The sequence below is a fragment of the Shewanella mangrovi genome (assembly GCF_000753795.1).
Taxonomy (GTDB): Bacteria; Pseudomonadota; Gammaproteobacteria; order Enterobacterales; family Shewanellaceae; genus Shewanella; species Shewanella mangrovi.
In genome coordinates this window covers 67,282-87,957 of the sequence record NZ_JPEO01000002.1, presented here as the reverse complement: position 1 = coordinate 87,957, position 20,676 = coordinate 67,282, and the positions used below count along the sequence as shown (strand labels likewise).

The window sequence follows — 20,676 nt, the reverse complement described above, 5'->3', positions numbered from 1 at the left end:
TTAAAATTGGGTTTTTAAGGGTGATTCCAATAATTGTTACCGTATATCTAAGCGAGTTATCACAAGCTATGGCCAGTACACGTAAAATAATCCGAGCATTTTTAGCGTCACCAGGTGATCTTCAAGATGAAAGGAAAGCTATTAGAGAGGTTGTTAATGAATTTAATGATTCGTGGGCTGATGCGCTTGGATATCAGGTGGAGCTTATAGGCTGGGAAGAAACTGTCGCTGGGTTTGGTAGACCTCAGGAGCTCATTAACCAAGATCTTGATCGATGTGACTTATTTATTGGTATGATTTGGAAAAGGTGGGGTACACCACCAGACACTCATGGAAAATTCTCGTCCGGTTTTGAAGAGGAATTTTCTCGTACTATGGATAGACGCGAGCGAACAGGTAGCCCAGAAATTTCCCTTTTTTTTAAAGAGATACCTGATGAATTCATGTCAGATCCAGGGGAAGACCTTAAGAAAGTTATTAGTTTTAAGGAAAAAATAATTAGCAATAAGAAAATACTTTATCAGGTGTTTTTACATCAGCAGGGTATTGAACAACTAACTAGGAAGAGCATAACCTCCTATGTGATTCGCGTTAAGGACGAAGTTCAGTTGTCTGAACCTGATGAACTTAAATCAAAAAATCCTGGAACTTGTTCTGTTGTTGGTGAGGGAGATGTTAATAAGGACCGGGAGCCATCTCTATTGTCAGTCGAGGGGTTTGCATTTCTAAAAAAACTAATAGAAAGAATAGAAAGTCACGATTCCTTAAACGAATTGCAATCGAGTGATATCGCAAGATTTAGATTGCTAGCAAATACTTTATCTAAGCAGGGGAATGATGAAATTAATTTGGGTGTTCATGATATCAATATATTATTTACTGCATGTTCAGAAGGATTAGAACTAGGGCGCCGGGAAATACAAATTTTATTGCGTTTAGGGTTTCAACATTTAGCTACTGAAAACGTACCCATATGGCGCTGGTATTCTGAAGTGTCAGGTTTGAAATTAAACCCCGCTATCATATCTGCATATATAGAGGTTAATGACAATTGTAAGGTCGGTGCAATTTCAGTTTTAACAGTATTAGAGATTGAACTACCTATAGATAACCAATTAATAAATAGAGAAAAGCTAGTCAATAGTTGGTTCTCTGAAAAATCATCTAGCAGAGTGCGCACTGCCGCCCTTCGATACTTAGCAAAGTGCGGCAATTTGAATGATATTGATGTAGTAAATAAGGAATACGACAAAAGTGATTACGGCACATCCCGTGAAGCATTAGAGTGTCTGGTTGAAATTCTACTTAGAAATGGAAAAATTAAGGAAACTCAGCGACGTATCCTGAAATCACAATTCGAAACGTTAAATTTTGAATTGCTAAATGCTGCATTATCAGGTTTTGAAGGTTTAGAAGCAGACGAGCTACTATTAGGCATAGAACATAGAAACCCCCAAGTACGGCTTACCGCAATTAAATCATTATCTAGTAAAAATTTATTGGATGTCGGATTATTGGAGCGCTTACTGACTGATAGTAATGCATTGGTTAGAGAACAGGCTCTGTCTGAACTTTCGAAACTAGGAAAAAGATTTTCTGAAGATGATGTCAAAAGAATACTTATAAAACCTCGAGAAAAAAATAATAACGTACTTTTAGGTACAACAAGTCGCGTTGATGCCGATACTTTAGGGGAAAAATATTTTGAGAAATACAGATATGAAATGTTGAAATCTCTAGCTGAAGCAGAATTAATAAAGGTCATAGAAACCAGTACACTTTTCGACGATGCACCTTATTTTGCTCTAACCGAGAAGTACTTTAAAAAACATTCAAGTGAATTGCGTCGAAATGTTGACGATAGATTTTGCAAGTATTTCGGGGAAGGTATTCGAAGGGTGGAATCCATGTTGGGTGATGGGAACTTACATAAAGATCTTGTCAAGGATACTCGAAACCTTGAGGAATATTGGCGCAAGTGCTTAACGAGAAAAGGATTGAACCTTCTGTGTACATCTATGAAGGCGGAGGATTTACACCGAATTAGAGCAAATCTAAGAGATGGATATACGGAGGCATCGAATCTCGATGCATTGTATCTAGGAAAGTTCGGAGAATGGATTGATATTCAAATCCTTGCGAATGCTAAGCAACCAACGACAGGAAATAGCTTATTAGGCCTGTCTGGTGGTGATGATGAGTATCGGACGTTGGTAGCTAAAGCTATTACTTCAATTGCGAAGGGACGATCAATTTCGGACTTTTTAGCTCTTGATATCCCTCCTCATATTTTAACAAAGACAATTGATGTCTGCTCGGAATCTAGGTTTTCTCAGATATCAAACGATACATTGCTACACCTGTTTAATCATGAAGCGGACAGTGTTCGGAAGGCTGCTGCTCTTATGGCAGTAAAAGCATTCTCGGCAAAGAGAATAAAGGCAATTCTTTATGAGTACATCAGCGGTGAAAAGTATCGATATTACAACGTTATTCATTGGTTAGATCTCGGGGCATCATTAAGCAGGTCAGAAGCGAGAAAAGTCGCGTTAGCGAACAATTGTTCTTAAGTTCCATTGTCATTCAGACCAAGATAATCCCAAGATGTATTTTTTACAGTTGTGACACAAATGTCCTGTGAATCATGATGTTACACACTAAAGTTCCTCCTACACATTGGAAGAGGCTAAAATAAAAAAAGGAAAGTTATGAATAATGATCTAAGTCTACTTGTATCTGGAAATGATGATGGAAATTCTTACGTTCAAGTTCCCATTAAAAAGAAGGATTTTGGAGATTTCATTACAAATCTCTTGGGACAGCCAGAAAAAATCCGCGATAGTAAAAGCGGTACATACGAAATCAATTTTGAGTGGCTCATTCATATTCATCACCTACTAGACCAAAGAATTAACCAGCAAAACTATGCTGAGTTAGTGGACTTTTCTGCCGTCTTTAAATTTGAATCTGGAACTGAACGTAAAATTACTACCATTGGAGGTTTTCTTAATTTCAATGAAGCTAAAATGGTTTGCACAAAAAGTGTCGAAATTACATGGACGTACCTAGTTAACTTTCCAAATAAAGCAGCACCAGAGAAGCAAGAAATCACTTTGGAACTTATAACAGAATTGGCTGAAGTAGTTACTGTAGGTAGATCTAGTGTAATTAGAAATGCTATCTCTGGTAAGGGAATAATCAGCTATGTTATTAGTCATACTGAACGGACGTGGGGTGATGATATTCAAGGACTTTTATCTAATGAAATTGAAAATGTGATCGATAAAGAACCGTGGTATCTGAAACTGGTATTTATTACATCTATCTTATTGATGATGGGCTTTTTCGCTGCTGGATTGCTAGTACCTGAATACATTGAACAGCTCATTAGGGAACAGCAGTTAACGGCTCTTTATGCCAGTTTCGTCCCGGACGGAATGACAATATTAGACCTTGATATGAATGAGAAACTGAACCTAGCGTTGAAGTTGTTGGATCCTAATAACAATATACAGAATGTGGATGTATGGTTCCGTATAATGTCTTTCATTGCTGGATTCGCTCTGTCTATTTTTACTGTGATATTTTTCGAACGAAACCAAAAGTCGTTCATTGTGGTTACTGTGAATGATCGTGTGCGTAGGGATAAGTATTTAGCTAAGAAGAAAAGCTCATTTACCCTCAAGTTATTATCGTTCATTGGTGCAGTATTCGCTGGTGTAGCAGGTAACTATCTTTACTATTACATTAATCTCCCATAAATATTTATGTTCAAGTAATTATGAAATCCTCTTAGACAGCCCTATTTTTAACTAAACGGTGTCACGTAGCATGAAGCATTTGGGGGTATTTTTGGGGGTATATTTCATTATTAGCGACTGTGCACTTCAATAAAAACATGAGGTTACTATATCTATTCAATACAGGCCTCGACCATTTCATCGAGTAATGAAATCAAGAGGTTAAGCATAAAAGCTGAACTCTTTTTTTATGCCTGTAATTTCATAAAAGCGCATTTCTTTGCGTTTTCCTAAGATGCCCCCCATGCGGGTGTACAGCGTTCACTCGTTTATAATCCCATGAAATAAAAGCCATACCTTTTGGTAGTATGCAGCCCGTTTCGCCTTCTATATCCTTCTGCCCCGGTGTTAATCAGGTGTGCTGAAACAAAAACGCAAGGGTTTTTTTCGGTAATACATTGAAAGTTGACAATGATCACTAATACTTAAACCGCTGCGGTAACTTGGTTACCGATGTCGCAGGGAATATAACGAGTTTGCATGGACCAATACTATTATGCGAAAGAACTTACCCGTCACGGACAGAGAAAGAACGTTTCGCCCCGAAGAGAAGTTGATTTCGGTTACGGATACCGAAGGGAAAATCCTTGATTGTAATGATGCCTTTGTCAACATCAGTGGATTTACCAAGGATGAGTTAGTCGGGCAGCCACATAATTTGATTCGTCATCCGGATATGCCGCCTGCGGCTTTTCGCAATATGTGGGAATACTTGAAGGCGGGCAAACCATGGATGGGCATTGTCAAAAATCGCTGTAAGAATGGGGACTATTATTGGGTCAATGCCTATGTGACGCCAATGACAGACAACGGCAAAGTGGTTGGCTATCAATCTGTACGCGTGTTGCCACAACGCCAAGATGTCGAACGTTGTGAAAAATTATATGCCCATCTTAATAGTGGTAAGTCTCTCAAAAAGCCACGCCTCGTTAGCCCAGAAAACATCTTTCTCGCCATTGGGCTACTAATTTCGCTTAGTACATTCATGTTGGGGCATGATTTCTTATCTGAAGTGCTGCTAATTGCTGCATTTGTTATTTACGCCATTTGGAGTTCGCAAGCGAAACGTATTGTTTATCGCGATTTGCTGCAGCTATTGGATGGAAGTTTTAAAGACCCGTTAGCCATCCAAAGCTTTACTGATGATCGTCATCTTCTGGGGGCTATTAAGGTTGCCATATTAAGTGAAAGAGCGCACCTGAACACTGTGCTTACACGCATGGAATACGCTGCATCATCAATGGTCACCGAGACCACATCATCAGTTGAACTCACCAGACAATCTCATTCTCAGTTGGAATCTCAGCATGCGGAGACAGAGCAAGTTGCCACTGCAATGAACCAGATGACGACGACCATTACCGAAGTTTCACGTCATGTTAGCGAAACGTCGTTACGCGTGAATAAATCGACAGAATTGGCCGCACAGGTGAAGGATGTGGCGTGTTCAACCAGTGATGCTATCTCGCAGTTGCGCGTAACTGTTGACGATATTAGTCAGTCTGTAGCAAGTGTTTCTGAGCAAACAGATAAAATTGCAACTGTGGCACAGATGATCCAGCAAATTGCTGAACAAACGAATTTGCTCGCGCTAAACGCGGCGATTGAAGCCGCTCGCGCAGGCGAGCAAGGTCGCGGCTTTGCTGTCGTGGCGGATGAGGTACGTTCTTTGGCCAGCCGCACACAGGAGTCAACGAAAGAGATCCACGAGATTATCAAGGAGTTAGGTGACCGGGCATCTAAAGCGGTAATGGTAGCTGAACAAGGCCAGGGCGGTGCTGAGCTCGGTATGGAACGCGTCAAACAAAGTGAGCAACTGCTTGTCGGTATATCGGATGAATTAGGCAATATTGCCGATATGGCGACGCAAATGGCCTCAGCTGTTGAAGAGCAAGCACATGTTTCTGAAGATATTAACCGTCAAATTAGTAACATTTCCAACCTTGCATTTAGCAGCCAGCAAAATGCCGGCGAGGCGTCACAGCGGATAGATACGCTGCAATCGATTGCGAATAATCTCTTGGAGGTTGTTCGCCGCTTTAGCCGCTAAGTTTTTGATTGCTTAAAAAGGCTCCTTCGGGAGCTTTTTTAATGTGTGACCTTTATGTCATCATGGCTGTAAATGGATTAATGTTGATTTCGCTTGCTCGCAAATTCTTATTATCTTCGATACGGCCCTGATTACCGTTTCGATGAACCTGCCAGTTTTGTTCAAATTCGCGATACTTTTGGTTTTGCTGCTGTACGTATTGGCAAATGGGTCACGGATGAAGAGGCGCAAAAAGCGGCAAACCTGTTATTTGATGCGCTCGCTGATTTGGCGTATATCCTCAATGTTCCGCCGGAAACCTTAGGGTTAAGACAAAAACTCAATTTAGATTTTGGTATCGGTGGCCAACAGGGCGTACAGGCCCACTATGCGCCACAAACTAAAACGTTGGCGCTAGCAAAAAATGCAGGTGCAGGGGCGTTAGCTCACGAATTTTGGCATGCGCTTGATCATCATTTAGCTACCACAGCGTTTGTTGATTCTGCGCTACACGCAAACAAAATTTGCTTTGCTTCGGAGCTTTGGTTACACGATTCCTGCTTGCGACAACACCCGCTGAACCATAAATTACACCAATTGCTCAGCGTGATATTTCTTAGCGCTGAGGGGGAAGATTCAACCGCATTCGTGAAAAATGCTGTGGCGTTAGATCAGCAGATTAATCGATACTATTTTGCGATGCCGACCGAAATGGGCGCGAGGGCATTTGAGGCGGCGATAGAGAGTGCTGAAGACATCACCAATCGCTACTTAGTCGAAGGTACGCGGCGTACCGATGAGCGTAGCCTGCTGGCGTATCCAGATATTGAACATAGGAAATCGATTTTGAAAGCATTACAACAGTACTTTCAATGTCTCGCTTCCTACCTATAACCCGATTTTTTGCAATGGAAATGCTGTAGATGAAAGCCCTTGTTCGTCGCTGTTTAGCTAGAATAGCCATGTTGTTGTTCGCTTCTTTGGTCAGCCATGTTGTTTTGGCTGCTGAGTATTTACCACTGCAAAGGCAAGCATTAGCGACGGGTAGCAATATTTCCACGCTAACTGGTGTCAGCCTCGTGGCGACACCAAACTGGGTGGTACCCAAAAGCTTTGACCCTCTAGCGCATGTTCCGCAACTACAAATTCAAGATGGGGTTTACTATCTGCTGTCTGATTTCCAGTTTTTAGCCGAACAAGATAATCAAGAACAACAGTATCGCCACTTTGCCCTGCAAATTACCAACACCAAAGCACTGGAAGATAACTCCCAGCTGAATCTGCAGTTTGACCCGAGTTATGAGCGGCTAGCGCTGCACCATGTCACTGTTTATCGGAATGGCCAGAAGATTGATAAATTGGTGGACGCCAGCCATAGCTTAGAGCGGGCAAATCGGTCATCGCAGATTGTCGATAGTAGCGTGAACCTAAGGTTGATATTGTCGGATATTCGCGTTGGCGACACCCTCGAATATGCCTACACAGTGACAGGAACAAATCCGGTATTCGACGGCCACTTTTATCATCGTCGTCCGCTGCAATGGAATGTGCCAATCGATCAGCAATATATAAGGGTCGTGTGGCGCCGCGCATCAACGCTGCAATGGCATTTAAATAATGCTACGGCAGAGCAGTCTGTGGCAGTGGAGCAACTTGGGCAAGATAAGATTTATGAAATTAGCTTGCATCATACAGACGGGATCACTGTCCCTGTTGATACTCCTGATTGGTACGACCCTCGATTGGGTATCAGTTTCTCCGATTTTGATGATTGGTCCACAGTAGCCAAATGGGGATGGCAGCTATTTGCGCCTAAAATCAGGTTAACAACTGATGTAAAACAACAGGCACGTGAGCTGAGTTGGGGATTAGATGATCAGGCTGCAAAGGCGGAGGCGGCTCTCGATTTTGTCCAACAGCAAATTCGCTATCTAGGGTTAGAAATGGGGGTAAATAGTCATTTACCCGCAACGCCACAGCAGACATTACTGCATCGATTCGGTGACTGCAAAGATAAGGCGGTGCTGTTAGTTGCCTTACTGAAAGAGATGGGATTACGGGCTTCACCGGTATTGGTGAATACCGAAGTAGGGGAAGGACTTAATAAGCGTTTGCCGTCCGCAAAGGCTTTTAATCACGCCATCGTAAAACTTTGGTTAGGCCAACAAAGCTACTTTGTGGATCCCACCATTAGCTTTCAAAAAGGTCCTCTTAGTGAACGTACCCAACCATATTACGGCTACGCGTTAGTGCTTGAGTCCGACAGTCAAGGGCTGGAAAGTATGCCGCAACAACATAGCGGCGCCGAAATTCACTACTCCGAAGTGTTTGACCTTACAGAAGGCGATGCCAAAGCAGCAGAGTACAAAGTGACAACACTTTATGCTGGTCAAGAAGCCGAGCGCATGCGGGAGCGTTTAGCCTCTGAAGGCGCGGCGCAATTGGGGAAATCCTATCGTGATTTTTTCGTTCAACTATATGGAGAATTGGACGCGGAACCCTTAGTAATAGACGATTCGGCTAAAGGTGTCACGATTAACGAAAGTTACCAGCTGCATAATCCGTGGCAGCAGGATGCTGATGGAGATCAGCAATTTTTCACCAATGAAAATCAGGTGAGTTCATATATCGAGCTCCCGAGTAATTTGGATGACAGACCGTACGCACTCAATTATCCATTGACCGTCTCGGGTAACATTACGTTGAAGCTGTTTGATACTCACCATTGGGATTTAAAGTCTGAACACCATCGAGAGCAAAATGCTTTTTTTGACTACCAGTTTGACGTTAAATTTGATGTGAATACCAAGCAGGTCATGTTGAGTTATCGCTACCAATCACTAGTGCCTTATGTGAAACAGACGGATTTTAATGCTTATATTCAAGCATTAAAGCGGATAAAGAATTTTGATAGTTACGGTATTGTCAGTTACAGCAGTCAAGCTAAGCGGCAACAAGCACTCAAGGAAAGATTCAACAAGGACGCGATTATTATTCTCAGCTACCTACTATTGGCGCTGGTATTAATTGGTTTTGTTATTGCATTTTGGCAATCAGTGAAAACACCACAGCGTCAAACGGTGTTTTTCGCGGTTCCTTGGTACCAAGTGGTACTACTGACGCTGCTCACTTTTGGCGGTTATTTATTCTATTGGAGTTACCGCAATGGACAGTATCTAGCGCAGCAGGATAAGACACAATTATCACCGATTTGGTGGTCACTTTTAGCACCCTTCAGTTACTTTCCGCTAGTGCTCGCCATCTATCGAAGTCACCCTAATGTGTTTGCGAAAAATTGGCTTAAGTGGCTATTTATAGCGGTATCTGCACTAATGGCGGCGCTGCTAATTGTTAGCATGGTGAAGCTAGTCAACTATTCAATTAGCGTTTGGTGGTGTGTGCCAGCACTTGTCATGTTACCCGCAGTGCTGCTGATAAATCGGATTAACTGGCGCCAGGGGATTGCCGTCGCATCACAGTGGCAGCGCTATCATTGGCTGCTTGCATTGGCGGTAGTGCCGCTTTATCTCGTTATGTTGGCAAAAAGCCTTTGGTTGTTGCCGCAAGATGTACCGGTCACAGGCAACAAGTTATGGCCCAGCTATAACCAATATCTGCAACAGCAGCAGTTGATTGCAGCCAATGAGTCAGCCGATTACTTTTATAGCAGCAGTTACTTTGATTTTCGTGATCAAGGAGTGGGTTTTAGCCGCTCCACTATTTTCAGCTACCGTCATGATCAAGGAAAATCAACAATGCAGCAGGCAGACTTTAATCAGGTGACTGACATTCAGGTGGAGTCGCTAAAGCCGTTGCTAAGAAAAACTGAAATCACCGTTGTACGGCAGGACGGTTCGCATCTGGTATTTCGACTACCAGCGGATCAATCTGCAACAGATGAATTTATCGTGTCGCTAAAAGCACATTGGCAACAACATCGAAATGACGGCAACATCAAAACCAAGGAGTAACTATGTCGCAAGTTTTTATCACCGGCGCTAACCGAGGTATTGGACTCGCGTTAACCAAGCTATATCTTAAGGCCGGCTGGGATGTGGTTGCTTGTTGCCGTAATCCAGCGCAAGCGGACGATTTGCTTTACCTGATTAGTGATAATCCAGGATTAGAAGTGTACCAACTCGATGTGACAGACTATGATGCGGTGCGCGAATTAGCGCAGGAACTCGCCGACCGACCAATCTCACTGCTGATCAATAATGCCGGTTATTACGGGCCATACAATATTGCGATAGGCGATACTGATGTCGAAGAGTGGCGTCAAGTGATGGAAATCAACGCGATTGCGCCTATGAAAGTTGTTGAAGCGTTTTTACCACACTTAAAACTAGCTCGGGGAACTGTGGCCAATATCAGCTCGAAAATGGGCAGCATGACGGATAACTGTAGCGGCGGTTCCTATTTTTATCGTTCGTCGAAAGCTGCACTAAATGCAGTCACCAAAAGTCTTGCTCAGGATCTTGCCGTTGATGGCATTAAAGCGGTCGTTATCCATCCAGGTTGGGTGCGAACTGACATGGGCGGGCCCCATGGACTTATTGATACTGAAACCTCTTCAACGGGCATTAAATCTGTACTCGATAACCTAAGTGCTGAGCAAAGTGGCCACTTTTATGATTTCAAAGGCAATCTTATTCCTTGGTAATCGTTTGGACAGCGAACTCAGCAAGGTAATTTTGAATAGCGTTATCAACCGATAAGCTTATTACTGCCAAACGACTAGTGATTCACCATCAACGTGAGCGGTATTGTTTGCCGCTCAAATGTCGATTTGGCTGCTGTCATCGATTCTTTCAATAAAATTTCTTAATCTCGCCCCCAGTACTGGTTATTTTTGCTACAATGAACCTTCGCTGAACTGCTGCAACCTTAGTGTTGTAGTCGCGTACTCAGCCACATTTTGGTCTTCCCCTTACGCGTTAGCATTGGAATGGTCATCACTCGATGGCAGCAATTGGTACGGATTTATCGGATAAGGGGCAGGCTATACGAGGCCCAACTGGACCGATTATTCGTCAGAACCAAACTGCAGGAGGTACTGAGTAATGAGTATTTCTGACATCTTTATTGAACAACAACATCCCAACATGCAACACCAAGACCACTGCACAGTACTTTCTCACACTCAGCGTGATGAAGGGGAATGGGTTCAACATACACTGATGCTAGAAAACAACGAAACTCCCTTCCGGTTCAGACGTAGTAAAAAATACCGCAGCCTCAAAGGTTCCCGCGTCAATGTCGATTACTATCCGCAAACCACGTTGGTGGCGGGTATGGAATTTGAAACCATGAAAGTGGTGCGTATCAAGCGTTGTTAATCTAATGCCTGCATTAAGCGGTACTCATCTTGTGCGAACTGGTCTGTCATACCGCTAATATAATCTTGTACTAAACGGCAACGATGATAGAACTCAGGTAGTTCATCTAGGTTGCCGTTTTTTATGGCGTTTTTATAAGTGGCGAGATGTTTTTGAGGCAGACGGTGCAACAGCCTAGCAGCGATTAGCGGCTTACGCGATGTGCCAGCAACCAAGGCCAGAAAATCTTCGCTCGATAGCGCCAATAATGGCGCATAGCTATCCAATAACGCCGTAATAATGCGATACCCTTGCAGCTCGAGCTTTTCGACTTCGCGGTGACTGAACACCCGGTCAATGGCCACCTGTTTTAACGCCGCAGCGATGGCGTGACAAAAACTGCCATCTTCCAGTAGTGCCCGATTAAGGTCACCTCGGTATACCGCTTGAATATTCTCAATAAAAGCTTGCGCTGCGTGACTGACGAGCGGATGGATCAATTTAACTCTGAGGAAAGTAAAAAACTGACTCGTATGATTGATATTGATGCGCGATGATTGCGTCTGGGCATAGGTTACAGCGTCTTGCATACGTTGCAGGTGCTTTGTCGGCAGTGTATGGGTGATTGCTTGTCGTTGATATTCATCACACAGGGCTTGCTGCAATTCGGTCAGGCTAATGACGCCTTTCTCAACCGCATCTTCAATGTCTGCCAGACAATAGGAAATATCGTCAGCAGCTTCCATAATGTAACTCACCGGATGACGATTGCCTGCGTCAATATTAAGTTGCTGCCACAGTTGCTGCACAAAGGTACGCTCTGACGCGTAATAACCCACCTTTTTCATCAAATAGTGTTTGTGTTGAGGCGCGTCGGCTTTCGCTACGTCACCTGCTCGAGTGTATTTTAATATGCCCGCTATTTGACTATAGGTAAGATTGAGTGCCAATAACGAATGCATTAACCGGATAGCTTGAGCATTACCTTCAAAATGACAAGCGTCATTCCGAAGCGGGGCGTATTGCAGACAAAATTCAGGATTTAGTGTCTGGATATGCTCTTCAAACCAATCACTGATAGCGGCCTCGCCGAAGTGTCCAAAAGGTGGATTGCCAACATCGTGCATCAGGCACGCCATTTCCACCAACGTCTCCATACAACGCTCAAAGGCCGCCAACCCATAATCTACCGCTTGGTCGCCGAGTAATTCATAAATACGTTGCACAATAAAGCGACCCGTTTGTTGTACCTCCAAAGAATGGGTAAGCCGACTGCGAACGGCAGCGTTGCGCTCCAGAGCAAATACTTGGGTCTTTTGTTGTAAACGGCGAATAGCTGCCGAATTGATGATACGGCCGCGATCACTTTCGTACGCACGTTGCAAAGCGCGAATATCGTCGTTGCAGTCGTCACTGGTTGCATGACTAAAAGGACGTTTGAGGCTAAAACGCTTGCGAAAATCCGGTTTCATCTAACACGGCTCCCTGAATTATCTGGCTGATATATAGACAAAAGTGAATCAATCTATGACGTCAGTCTAACCAAAACTGTGGTATTGTCACCCCTGATAATATTATTGGCATCGAGTGGGGAAATTATGTCAAAAGCGGTATATGGCGTACTCTTGGTCATCGCTATCGTGGTGTTGGGCTACTTTGGGTACCGCCATTCTGAAAAGCCAACATTACCGATCAGCGGCGAATGGAGTACCGGTTGCGTTGCTGAAGGCGACAACAGCAAAAACTTTAGCATGAGTTTTAGCAAGAACACTTATCACAGCGTGGCTAAGTTATATAACGGACTCAATTGCGTTGGTGAAACCATCAGTGAGTATCGCGGCAGTGCTTATGCCGAAGTATCGGATGAACATTTGAAAACCGTCGATGGTGCTGAAGCCGTGTTGTTGACTTTATATTGGGATGATAAAACACAGCCTCGTCCACTCGTTTATCAACTAAGAGCGGATGGCACCTTAGTTACTGGCGTCCCACAGCCGAAATCTTCCGAGCAAGTGGGCGGTTGGAAATTGGATCTTTCAACGGTATTTAAGCCAGTTACCAAATAACGAAAAACTGTAACAAGCTATGTGACAACCGGATTTATTGCTGACATTTTTGAGTGGCAATGGTTAACTCAGACTTGGATAAAAGTTTGAATGACCATGGAACCAACAAAATGAAAAAGCTCCCGTTGTCACTGCTTATCACCGCTGCCTTGTGCGGCGGTTTGACTGCCTGCCAAAGTACCTCTACACCGCAAGATTCAGTAAGCACCAGCGCAACTACTACCGCTAAAACGGCCGATCAGCAATTTGCGCAATTTAGTGAACAATTTATTGAAGCTTTTTGGCAGGTAATGCCGACTTATGCTTTGTATAGTGGTTACCACAAATACGATGCCACACTTGAAATCCCTAATGTCGCGAGCCGCAATAAAACGCTGGCATTTGTGGCTGAGTATCAAGCGCGATTAAAGACCATTACCCCAGCATCACTCTCTGCAAGTCATCTCATTGACTACCGTTTGCTGGAAAACCTTCTGGCCAGTATTCGCTGGGATATCACCACCTTTAATGCTTGGCAGTGGGATCCGTCCTCATATAACGTCGCCGGCAGTTTTGCTGAAATCGTTAATGGTAATTATGCGCCTGAAGCTGAACGCCTGCGCAGTGCTTTGGGGCGTTTAACGAATGTGCCTGCTTACTATGAAGCGGCAAAAGCCAATATCGACAACCCAACGTTAGAACATACCCAATTAGCTATTTTGCAGAATCAGGGGGCGTTTTCAGTCCTTAATGATGAATTGCTGGCGAAAGTCGATGCATCAAGTTTAAGCAGTCAAGAAAAGCAGCTGTTTAGGAGTCGACTGGCGAACGCCAAAGCGGCCATAAATGGTTATATCGATTTTCTTAAAGCCGAAGAAGCCACACTTAAACAAAAAGGTGCACGAAGTTTTCGCATTGGCGAAGCGTTGTACGAACAGAAGTTTGCATTTGATATTCAATCCGGCATGACCGCTAAACAGTTGTATCAAAAAGCGCTGGCGGATAAGGCAAAAGTGCAGGGGGAAATGGCCAAACTGACGGACCAGTTATGGCGTAAATATTTCACTGAGGACAAGCCCGCAGATGAAAAGATTGCCATCCGTATGATGATCGATAAGTTGTCGCTTAACCATGTACAGCGCGATCAATTTGTTCCAGAAGTGAAGAAACTACTGCCTAAGCTGATTAACTTTGTGAAAAGCCACGATCTGGTAGAACTTGACCCTAATAAACCTTTGGTGGTGCGCGAGACGCCGGAATATATGCGTGGTTTTGCCGGGGCTTCCGTTAGTGCTCCAGGCCCGTACGATAACGGCGGTAATACTTATTACAACGTGACGCCGCTTGATGGCATGAGTGACGTATCTGCAGAAAGCTATTTGCGCGAGTACAACCACTGGATGTTACAGATCCTCAATATCCATGAAGCGATCCCGGGCCATTATGCTCAACTCGTCTACGCCAACAAGTCACCAAGCTTGGTGAAAAGTTTGTTTGGTAATGGCGCCATGATTGAAGGTTGGGCAGTTTACTCTGAGCGTATGATGCTTGAAGAAGGCTATGGGGATTTCGAGCCAGAGCTATGGTTGATGTACTACAAGTGGAACCTACGCACTATCTGTAACACCATTTTGGATTACAGCATTCAAGTGAAAGGTATGACCCATGATGAAGCGATTGCGTTGATGACCAAAGAGGCTTTCCAACAAACCGCAGAAGCCGAAGGGAAGTGGCGCCGAGCAACACTCAGTCAAGTGCAGTTAACCAGCTACTATGCCGGTTATCGTGCTATCTACGATCTGCGAGATGAACTAAAAGCCAAGCAAGGCAATAACTTCAACCTCAAGCAATTTCACGAACAATTCCTCAGTTATGGTAGTGCACCTGTGATGTACATTCGTCAGTTGATGTTGAAATAGTCACATCTCGTTCAGCAAAGAAAAGTTTCATAAGAGGCTTTTCTTTGTTGATCATCACCTTAGTGTAAATTCTGTATTGACATTCGTATTACAAATGTATTTAACTATGCAAATGATAATAATTTGCAATATTAGTTTTTTGCGCTATGAATTTTCTAGTAGTAACGGATGATGAACAGTGGCAACTTGCATTAGTTTCTTGGATTGCAACCAAGGAGCAAACAACATCGCATAATTTTGCTCTGCACTCACTAAATGACCCCCAGTTACCACCGCAACTGTCACCGGATGTGGTGGTAGTGCTATCGCGCCGCTTTACAAAACCTTCAGAGCACCAGCAACTGGCTGTCTTTGAAAAGCTGCCTTTTATCTATTCTTCACCAGCGTCGATTGATGCTGATATTGCACCCGTACTCAATGAATACACGGCAAAACCATTTATCAGCTATAGCCAGCGCAAAGGGCAAGTATGTATTGGCAAACGTTTAGTCTTGCTGACCGATACCGAGCTGAAGATTTTTCGCTTTCTTCATCAACAAGAGGGCAATGCTGTAAGCAAGCAAGAGATGCAACAGCAAGTTTTACAGCGTGATTATGGGCAATTTGATCGCAATCTAGATATGCACATTGCCAATATTCGTAAGAAACTGCAGCAAGCAGGGATAGCGCGCAACATGATTTTGACGGTACGTGGCCGCGGATATAGTTTCAATCAGGAGCTATTGGCACGTTGCCAAGCTGAATCGGCGTGATCACGTTTAACCAAGGTTGAAATTGGTTTATCCTAGGGCGCAAATTTTCACAGGTATTTTCCGCCTGTTGCGTGTTAAGGATATTGAATGAGAGTCACAGCCAATTTCGATGGTGGCAATATCGACGTACTCGATATTGCGAATAAAGATGATATTCGCCTAGCAATCCGTCCTGATGTCGGTAACGAATTTTTCCAGTGGTTTAATTTCCGTTTTGAAGGACACGTTGGTAATCAATATTGCCTAAAAATAGTCAATGCTGGCGAGTCTTCGTACACCAAAGGTTGGCAAGATTATCAAGCGGTAGGCAGTTACGATCGTCAGCACTGGTTTCGTTTGCCTACCCATTTCGACGGCCAGCAACTGGTGATTGATTTAGAACTTGATGCTGATGCGATTCAGATTGCCTATTTCGCGCCATACAGTTATGAACGTCATTTAGACCTCCTTAGTGCTGTTCAGGTACATCCAGAAGTCTCATTAGAACACTTGGGTCTTACGCTTGACGGCCGTGATATGACCTTGGTGAAAATTGGTGATGGTGCTGAGCACAAGAAAAATATCTGGATCACGGCTCGGCAACATCCCGGTGAAACCATGGCAGAATGGTTAGTCGAAGGCTTACTATATCGATTATTGGACTCTGACGATCCGGTCGCTAAGCAGTTGTTAGATAAAGCCAACTTCTACGTTGTCCCGAACATGAACCCAGATGGCAGTGCCCGTGGACATCTGCGCACCAATGCTGTTGGGATAAATCTCAATCGCGAATGGCAAACACCGTCGTTAGAAAAAAGCCCCGAAGTCTATTATGTGGTTAATAAGATGCAGGCCACTGGTGTTGACCTCTTTTATGATGTCCACGGCGATGAAGGGTTACCTTATGTATTCCTAGCGGGTTGTGAAGGCATACCGCATTGGGATGAACGTTTACAATGCCTGCAGACGACATTTGAACAAGCCTTGTTATTAGTTAGCCCTGATTTCCAAACAGAATTTGGGTACGGCAAAGATGAGCCCGGCAAAGCGAATCTTACTATTGCATCAAATTGGGTTGCTAATACCTTTAAATGCCTTTCAAACACCCTAGAAATGCCATTCAAAGATAATCATAATTTAGCTGATCCTATGGAAGGCTGGTCGCCACAACGTTGCATTCATTTTGGTGAAGCATCGCTAACGGCGATGTTAGCCGTTGTAGATTCTCTGAGGTAAGCAATATGGCGTTGATTGAATGTCCCGTATGTAAGAAACGTATGTCGAGTAAAGCGACGCGTTGTCCAAGCTGTAATATTTCTGTGGGCGAAGAAAGCGAGTCTGCCGCGCGCATCAATAGCATCCAAAAATCGACCCAACTGCAAACACACAGCTTTTTAGCCTTAACCCTGTTTATCGCGGGGGTGGTGATTTGGTTCTGGGGCGGTGAAGTCGCTGAAGGTAAACAAGCGCTCGTTGGCGCCGTATGCTTTGTATTTGGCTTTGCTGGCTACCTGATTACCCGAGTACGCATCGTATTGCATAAAAGGAAAAGCTGATGAATGACGAACTGTTGAAAGTCATTGATGATATGCCAATGGAAGTGTTTGAGCGTTTACGTACTGCTGCCGAGATAGGTAAGTGGGAAGATGGTTCAGAACTGTCAGAAGAGCAAAAGGAATCAACATTACAATTAGTGATGTTGTTTCAGGCCAGACGCTTAGATCAAAATGAGCATTTCACTATTGCTAAAGACGGCAGTGTGATTGAGCTGTCTAAAGCTGAACTAAAAAGACGGTTTAAAGGCGATACCATTGCCTCATTTGATGAAAAAGAACTGTAAAATTAAGCCCCGCAATTGCGGGGCTTTCTACTTAATTGGAGGTCAGCTCACCAAACAAATTCTGCTGCATTTTTTCACGAACTTCATCCGCGGATAAGTTCATTGACAGCAGATAATGCAGTTTTGTTAGTGCCGCTTCCGTAGTCATATCAAAGCCGCTAATCACGCCTGCATGTGCCAATGCATTACCAGTGGCATATCCGCCCATATTCACTCGCCCTTGCAAACATTGTGTTAAATTAACCAGCACAATGCCATTATCATGCGCTTGTTTCAGTGTTTGCAGAAGTGCCGGCTGCTGCGGCGCATTGCCGACGCCATAGGTCAATAAAATTAGTGCTTTTACCGGTTGCTGCAGAATATTTTTAAAGATCTCGTTGGAGATGCCTGGGTAGAGGGTCACCACACCGATCGGTTGCGATGCCAGTTGCTGGACGCGCAATGGTTTAATCTCGCCGCTCGCTAAACTGCCTGCTCGCATACGGATCTGAATTCCGGCTTCCAACAACAGCGGATAGTTGGGGGAAGCGAACGCATCAAAGCCTTCTGCATGTACTTTTGAGGTACGATTGCCACGGAACAGTTTGTTATTAAAAAATAAACATACTTCTGCAACTGGATAGTTTGCCGCGATATAAAGCGCGTTAAGCAGATTGGTCTGGCCATCAGAGCGAAGTTCTGACAATGGAATTTGCGAGCCAGTGACGATCACGGGTTTAGACAGATCTTGCAACATGAACGACAGTGCAGAGGCGGTAAACGCCATGGTGTCAGTACCATGAAGAATCACAAAGCCATCGTACTTATCATAATTTGCCGCAATATCGTCGGCGATCATCTGCCAGTGCGACGGGCTCATATCTGAAGAGTCGATCAGCGGCGAATATTCATGTAATACGAATTCCGGCATCTCGTCGCGGAAAAACTCCGGCATACCGTTTAAACAATCGGTCAAGTAACCGGCGACAGGGACAAAACCATTTTCGGTTTTCTGCATCCCGATAGTACCGCCAGTGTAGGCGATATAAATCGACTTCTTATTCATTGTTATTGTGACTTGCTGCTAGTTGAACGGATTATAACAAAGGCCAATAAAAAAGCCCGGAATGTTCCGGGCTTGTTAGTGTAGGTTGCTTAATAACTGCACGCACCACAGTACATATACATGTTTTGCGGATCGTCAAAGGAGGCAAACTCTTCGGCGACTTGGCTTACTTGCTGGAGCAATTTATCAGTAGCACTCACTTTGGTTAAGCCCTGTGGCAGATAGGCGGAGGCTGAACCAAGTACCGCCTGCAACATTTTTTGTTCAGGTGATAAGTTTTTTTCAATTACGCGCACGTCATAGTGGGTCAATGACGCTAACTCGGCCGCCTTGCTAATGGCTGCATCCATGTCACCAAGTTCGTCAACTAAACCAAGCTTTTTCGCTTCAATACCCGACCAAACGCGCCCTTGAGCGATTTCGTCGACTTGCTCCAGCGTCATATGGCGTGATTCAGCCACCATAGAGATGAAATTATGGTAACCACGTTCAATATGCATCTGAATGGCGGTTTTGAAATCTTCTGGCAACGGACGCACCAGTGAAATACCTGCCATATCACTTGTCGCGACACCATCGGTATGAATCCCCAGTGCTTCAAGCGAATCTTCAAACGTGGTGATCATGCCAAAAATACCAATCGAGCCAGTGAGGGTGGCCGGATTCGCATAGATATAATCTGCGGAGGCAGAAATCCAGTAACCACCAGAGGCCGCTAAGCTACTCATGCTTACAACAACGGGTTTACCTGCCGCCTTTAGCGCCAGTACTTGCTGACGTATCTGTTCCGATGCGAACGCGCTACCGCCAGGGCTATCTACGCGTAACACAACTGCTTTGATCTTGTCATCAAAACGGGCTTTCTTCAGCAAGTTAGCGGTACTTTGGCCGCCAATGGTACCCGCAGGTTGATCGCCGTTGAGGATGTTGCCTTTGGCGACAATAATGCCGACACCTTCTGTAGGCAAAATAGTCGGTGGTGGTGCAATCAACGCCGCATAATCGTAATAGTCGATATGTTTAAAGCTATGGCCTGTGCTGGCTTTACCGACTAACTCCAGCATAACTTTGCGGAAACCTTCTTCGGTCACCAACTTATCGACCCATTTCAGATTGAGCGCCATAGCGGCAGCGTCACCATTGGCAGCTTTTAGTGCCGTTAGATAGTCAGCACCGTTCATTCGAAAATCGTCAGCAGACAATCCGCGGTTTTGAGCGACGGTATCGGCATAGACCTGCCAAACATCATTCATCCACTTGCGATTAGCTTCTTTGGCGGCATCGGACATGTCATCGCGAATATAGGGTTCAACTGCAGACTTAAAGGTGCCGACTCTAAATACGTGGGCGTTAATCTTCAGCTTATCCAATGCCGACTTATAGTACATGCGATAATTACCCAAACCATCGATGGTCACCATTCCTTGCTCATTGAGGTAGATGGTGTCAGCAAAACTCGCCAATAAGTATTGGTACTGGGTATAGCCGTTGGCCATTGCTAACACCGGCTTACCACTCTTTTTAAAGTCATTGATATGGCGCCCGATAGCTTCGAGCTTAGTTAAACCGCCAGATTCCATATCACCTACGTCCAGCACGAGGGCTTTGATGCGATTATCTTGTGCCGCACTATCGATAGTGTCGAGGATCTCGCTCAGCAGGATTTCACCATTTTCATCGCGCTTATTGCCTTGTTTCATTAAGGCTTCAAACGGATCAATCTCGGTTTTCTGTTCGACAATTTTGCCTGCTAGGTTAAGCAGCAGCGCTGAACCATCATCCACCTGAACTTCTTTGTCGGTCGACAGCGCCACGATAACGGCGATCAACACAATGAAGAAAATTGGGAAAAAGATGATGTTAAGGATTAACTTACGAACGAAATTGATGACATTCCATATCAGAATCAAGGTGTTCTTGGTTGTTAGCGGTTTTGCAGACATAGCAGT

16 protein-coding genes are annotated in these 20,676 nt (G+C 44.3%); 13 read left to right on the top strand and 3 right to left on the bottom strand.

The genetic code is table 11. The annotated features are described in order from the left end of the window. The first annotated feature begins 68 nt into the window (after positions 1–68). From HR45_RS18975 to HR45_RS02860, 7 genes are all read left to right on the top strand, one after another. Positions 69–2,570: a DUF4062 domain-containing protein gene (locus tag HR45_RS18975; protein ID WP_052074444.1), complete on the top strand. Its 2,502-nt coding sequence runs from the start codon at positions 69–71 to the stop codon at positions 2,568–2,570. A 138-nt stretch (positions 2,571–2,708) separates the two neighbouring features. Beyond that, positions 2,709–3,761, top strand: a complete 1,053-nt coding sequence (locus HR45_RS02885) for a hypothetical protein (protein ID WP_037439599.1) — start codon at positions 2,709–2,711, stop codon at positions 3,759–3,761. A gap of 535 nt (positions 3,762–4,296) precedes the next feature. Beyond that, positions 4,297–5,850: a methyl-accepting chemotaxis protein gene (locus HR45_RS02880; RefSeq protein WP_037439597.1), complete on the top strand. Its 1,554-nt coding sequence runs from the start codon at positions 4,297–4,299 to the stop codon at positions 5,848–5,850. Positions 5,851–5,943: 93 nt separating this feature from the next. Then, on the top strand, positions 5,944–6,723 hold the full coding sequence (locus HR45_RS02875) for a CLCA_X family protein (protein ID WP_037439594.1): 780 nt from the start codon (positions 5,944–5,946) through the stop codon (positions 6,721–6,723). A gap of 29 nt (positions 6,724–6,752) precedes the next feature. Then, positions 6,753–9,800, top strand: coding sequence for a DUF3857 domain-containing transglutaminase family protein (locus HR45_RS02870; RefSeq protein ID WP_081933366.1), 3,048 nt, complete (start codon positions 6,753–6,755; stop codon positions 9,798–9,800). Between the two features lie 2 nt (positions 9,801–9,802). Then, positions 9,803–10,492 carry an SDR family oxidoreductase gene (locus HR45_RS02865; protein ID WP_037439590.1) on the top strand — a complete coding sequence of 230 codons (690 nt, stop codon included), beginning with the start codon at positions 9,803–9,805 and terminating at the stop codon, positions 10,490–10,492. 442 nt (positions 10,493–10,934) lie between these two features. Then, positions 10,935–11,168, top strand: a complete 234-nt coding sequence (locus HR45_RS02860) for a hypothetical protein (protein ID WP_241461057.1) — start codon at positions 10,935–10,937, stop codon at positions 11,166–11,168. Here HR45_RS02860 and dgt read toward each other — a convergent pair. Then, on the bottom strand, positions 11,165–12,619 hold the full coding sequence (gene dgt / locus HR45_RS02855; protein ID WP_037439586.1) for a dGTPase: 1,455 nt from the start codon (positions 12,617–12,619) through the stop codon (positions 11,165–11,167). The genes HR45_RS02860 and dgt overlap by 4 nt on opposite strands. A gap of 126 nt (positions 12,620–12,745) precedes the next feature. On the opposite strand from dgt, the gene HR45_RS02850 reads away from it, so the two are divergent. From HR45_RS02850 to HR45_RS02825, 6 genes are all read left to right on the top strand, one after another. Next, positions 12,746–13,213: a hypothetical protein gene (locus HR45_RS02850; RefSeq protein WP_037439585.1), complete on the top strand. Its 468-nt coding sequence runs from the start codon at positions 12,746–12,748 to the stop codon at positions 13,211–13,213. Between the two features lie 110 nt (positions 13,214–13,323). Then, complete coding sequence (locus HR45_RS02845; RefSeq protein ID WP_037440286.1) at positions 13,324–15,111, top strand: DUF885 domain-containing protein; 1,788 nt, start codon at positions 13,324–13,326, stop codon at positions 15,109–15,111. Between the two features lie 146 nt (positions 15,112–15,257). Next, complete coding sequence (locus HR45_RS18970; RefSeq protein ID WP_052074443.1) at positions 15,258–15,863, top strand: winged helix-turn-helix domain-containing protein; 606 nt, start codon at positions 15,258–15,260, stop codon at positions 15,861–15,863. A gap of 87 nt (positions 15,864–15,950) precedes the next feature. Continuing rightward, the gene (locus tag HR45_RS02835) at positions 15,951–17,078 is read left to right on the top strand and encodes a M14 family metallopeptidase (protein WP_037439583.1); all 1,128 of its coding nucleotides are present in this window, start codon (positions 15,951–15,953) and stop codon (positions 17,076–17,078) included. Between the two features lie 5 nt (positions 17,079–17,083). Continuing rightward, positions 17,084–17,398, top strand: a complete 315-nt coding sequence (locus HR45_RS02830; RefSeq protein WP_037439581.1) for a hypothetical protein — start codon at positions 17,084–17,086, stop codon at positions 17,396–17,398. Continuing rightward, on the top strand, positions 17,398–17,682 hold the full coding sequence (locus HR45_RS02825) for a YeaC family protein (RefSeq protein WP_037439579.1): 285 nt from the start codon (positions 17,398–17,400) through the stop codon (positions 17,680–17,682). The genes HR45_RS02830 and HR45_RS02825 overlap by 1 nt, the downstream gene beginning before the upstream one ends. A 31-nt stretch (positions 17,683–17,713) precedes the next feature. Here the strand turns inward: HR45_RS02825 and ansA are convergent, their stop codons facing one another. Continuing rightward, positions 17,714–18,727: an asparaginase gene (gene ansA / locus HR45_RS02820; RefSeq protein ID WP_037439578.1), complete on the bottom strand. Its 1,014-nt coding sequence runs from the start codon at positions 18,725–18,727 to the stop codon at positions 17,714–17,716. An 89-nt stretch (positions 18,728–18,816) separates the two neighbouring features. Further along, entirely contained in the window at positions 18,817–20,670 is a 1,854-nt protein-coding gene (gene sppA, locus HR45_RS02815) for a signal peptide peptidase SppA (protein WP_037439576.1), read from the bottom strand. Positions 20,671–20,676 lie beyond the last annotated feature (6 nt).

Coding starts and splice junctions, on each gene's coding strand:
- HR45_RS02880 (WP_037439597.1), top strand. CDS start 4,297: ATGCGAAAGAACTTACCCGTCACGGACAGAGAAAGAACGTTTCGCCCC.
- HR45_RS18970 (WP_052074443.1), top strand. CDS start 15,258: ATGAATTTTCTAGTAGTAACGGATGATGAACAGTGGCAACTTGCATTA.
- HR45_RS02825 (WP_037439579.1), top strand. CDS start 17,398: ATGAATGACGAACTGTTGAAAGTCATTGATGATATGCCAATGGAAGTG.
- HR45_RS02860 (WP_241461057.1), top strand. CDS start 10,935: ATGCAACACCAAGACCACTGCACAGTACTTTCTCACACTCAGCGTGAT.
- HR45_RS18975 (WP_052074444.1), top strand. CDS start 69: ATGGCCAGTACACGTAAAATAATCCGAGCATTTTTAGCGTCACCAGGT.
- HR45_RS02830 (WP_037439581.1), top strand. CDS start 17,084: ATGGCGTTGATTGAATGTCCCGTATGTAAGAAACGTATGTCGAGTAAA.
- HR45_RS02870 (WP_081933366.1), top strand. CDS start 6,753: ATGAAAGCCCTTGTTCGTCGCTGTTTAGCTAGAATAGCCATGTTGTTG.
- sppA (WP_037439576.1), bottom strand. CDS start 20,670: ATGTCTGCAAAACCGCTAACAACCAAGAACACCTTGATTCTGATATGG.
- HR45_RS02850 (WP_037439585.1), top strand. CDS start 12,746: ATGTCAAAAGCGGTATATGGCGTACTCTTGGTCATCGCTATCGTGGTG.
- ansA (WP_037439578.1), bottom strand. CDS start 18,727: ATGAATAAGAAGTCGATTTATATCGCCTACACTGGCGGTACTATCGGG.
- HR45_RS02865 (WP_037439590.1), top strand. CDS start 9,803: ATGTCGCAAGTTTTTATCACCGGCGCTAACCGAGGTATTGGACTCGCG.
- HR45_RS02885 (WP_037439599.1), top strand. CDS start 2,709: ATGAATAATGATCTAAGTCTACTTGTATCTGGAAATGATGATGGAAAT.
- HR45_RS02835 (WP_037439583.1), top strand. CDS start 15,951: ATGAGAGTCACAGCCAATTTCGATGGTGGCAATATCGACGTACTCGAT.
- dgt (WP_037439586.1), bottom strand. CDS start 12,619: ATGAAACCGGATTTTCGCAAGCGTTTTAGCCTCAAACGTCCTTTTAGT.
- HR45_RS02845 (WP_037440286.1), top strand. CDS start 13,324: ATGAAAAAGCTCCCGTTGTCACTGCTTATCACCGCTGCCTTGTGCGGC.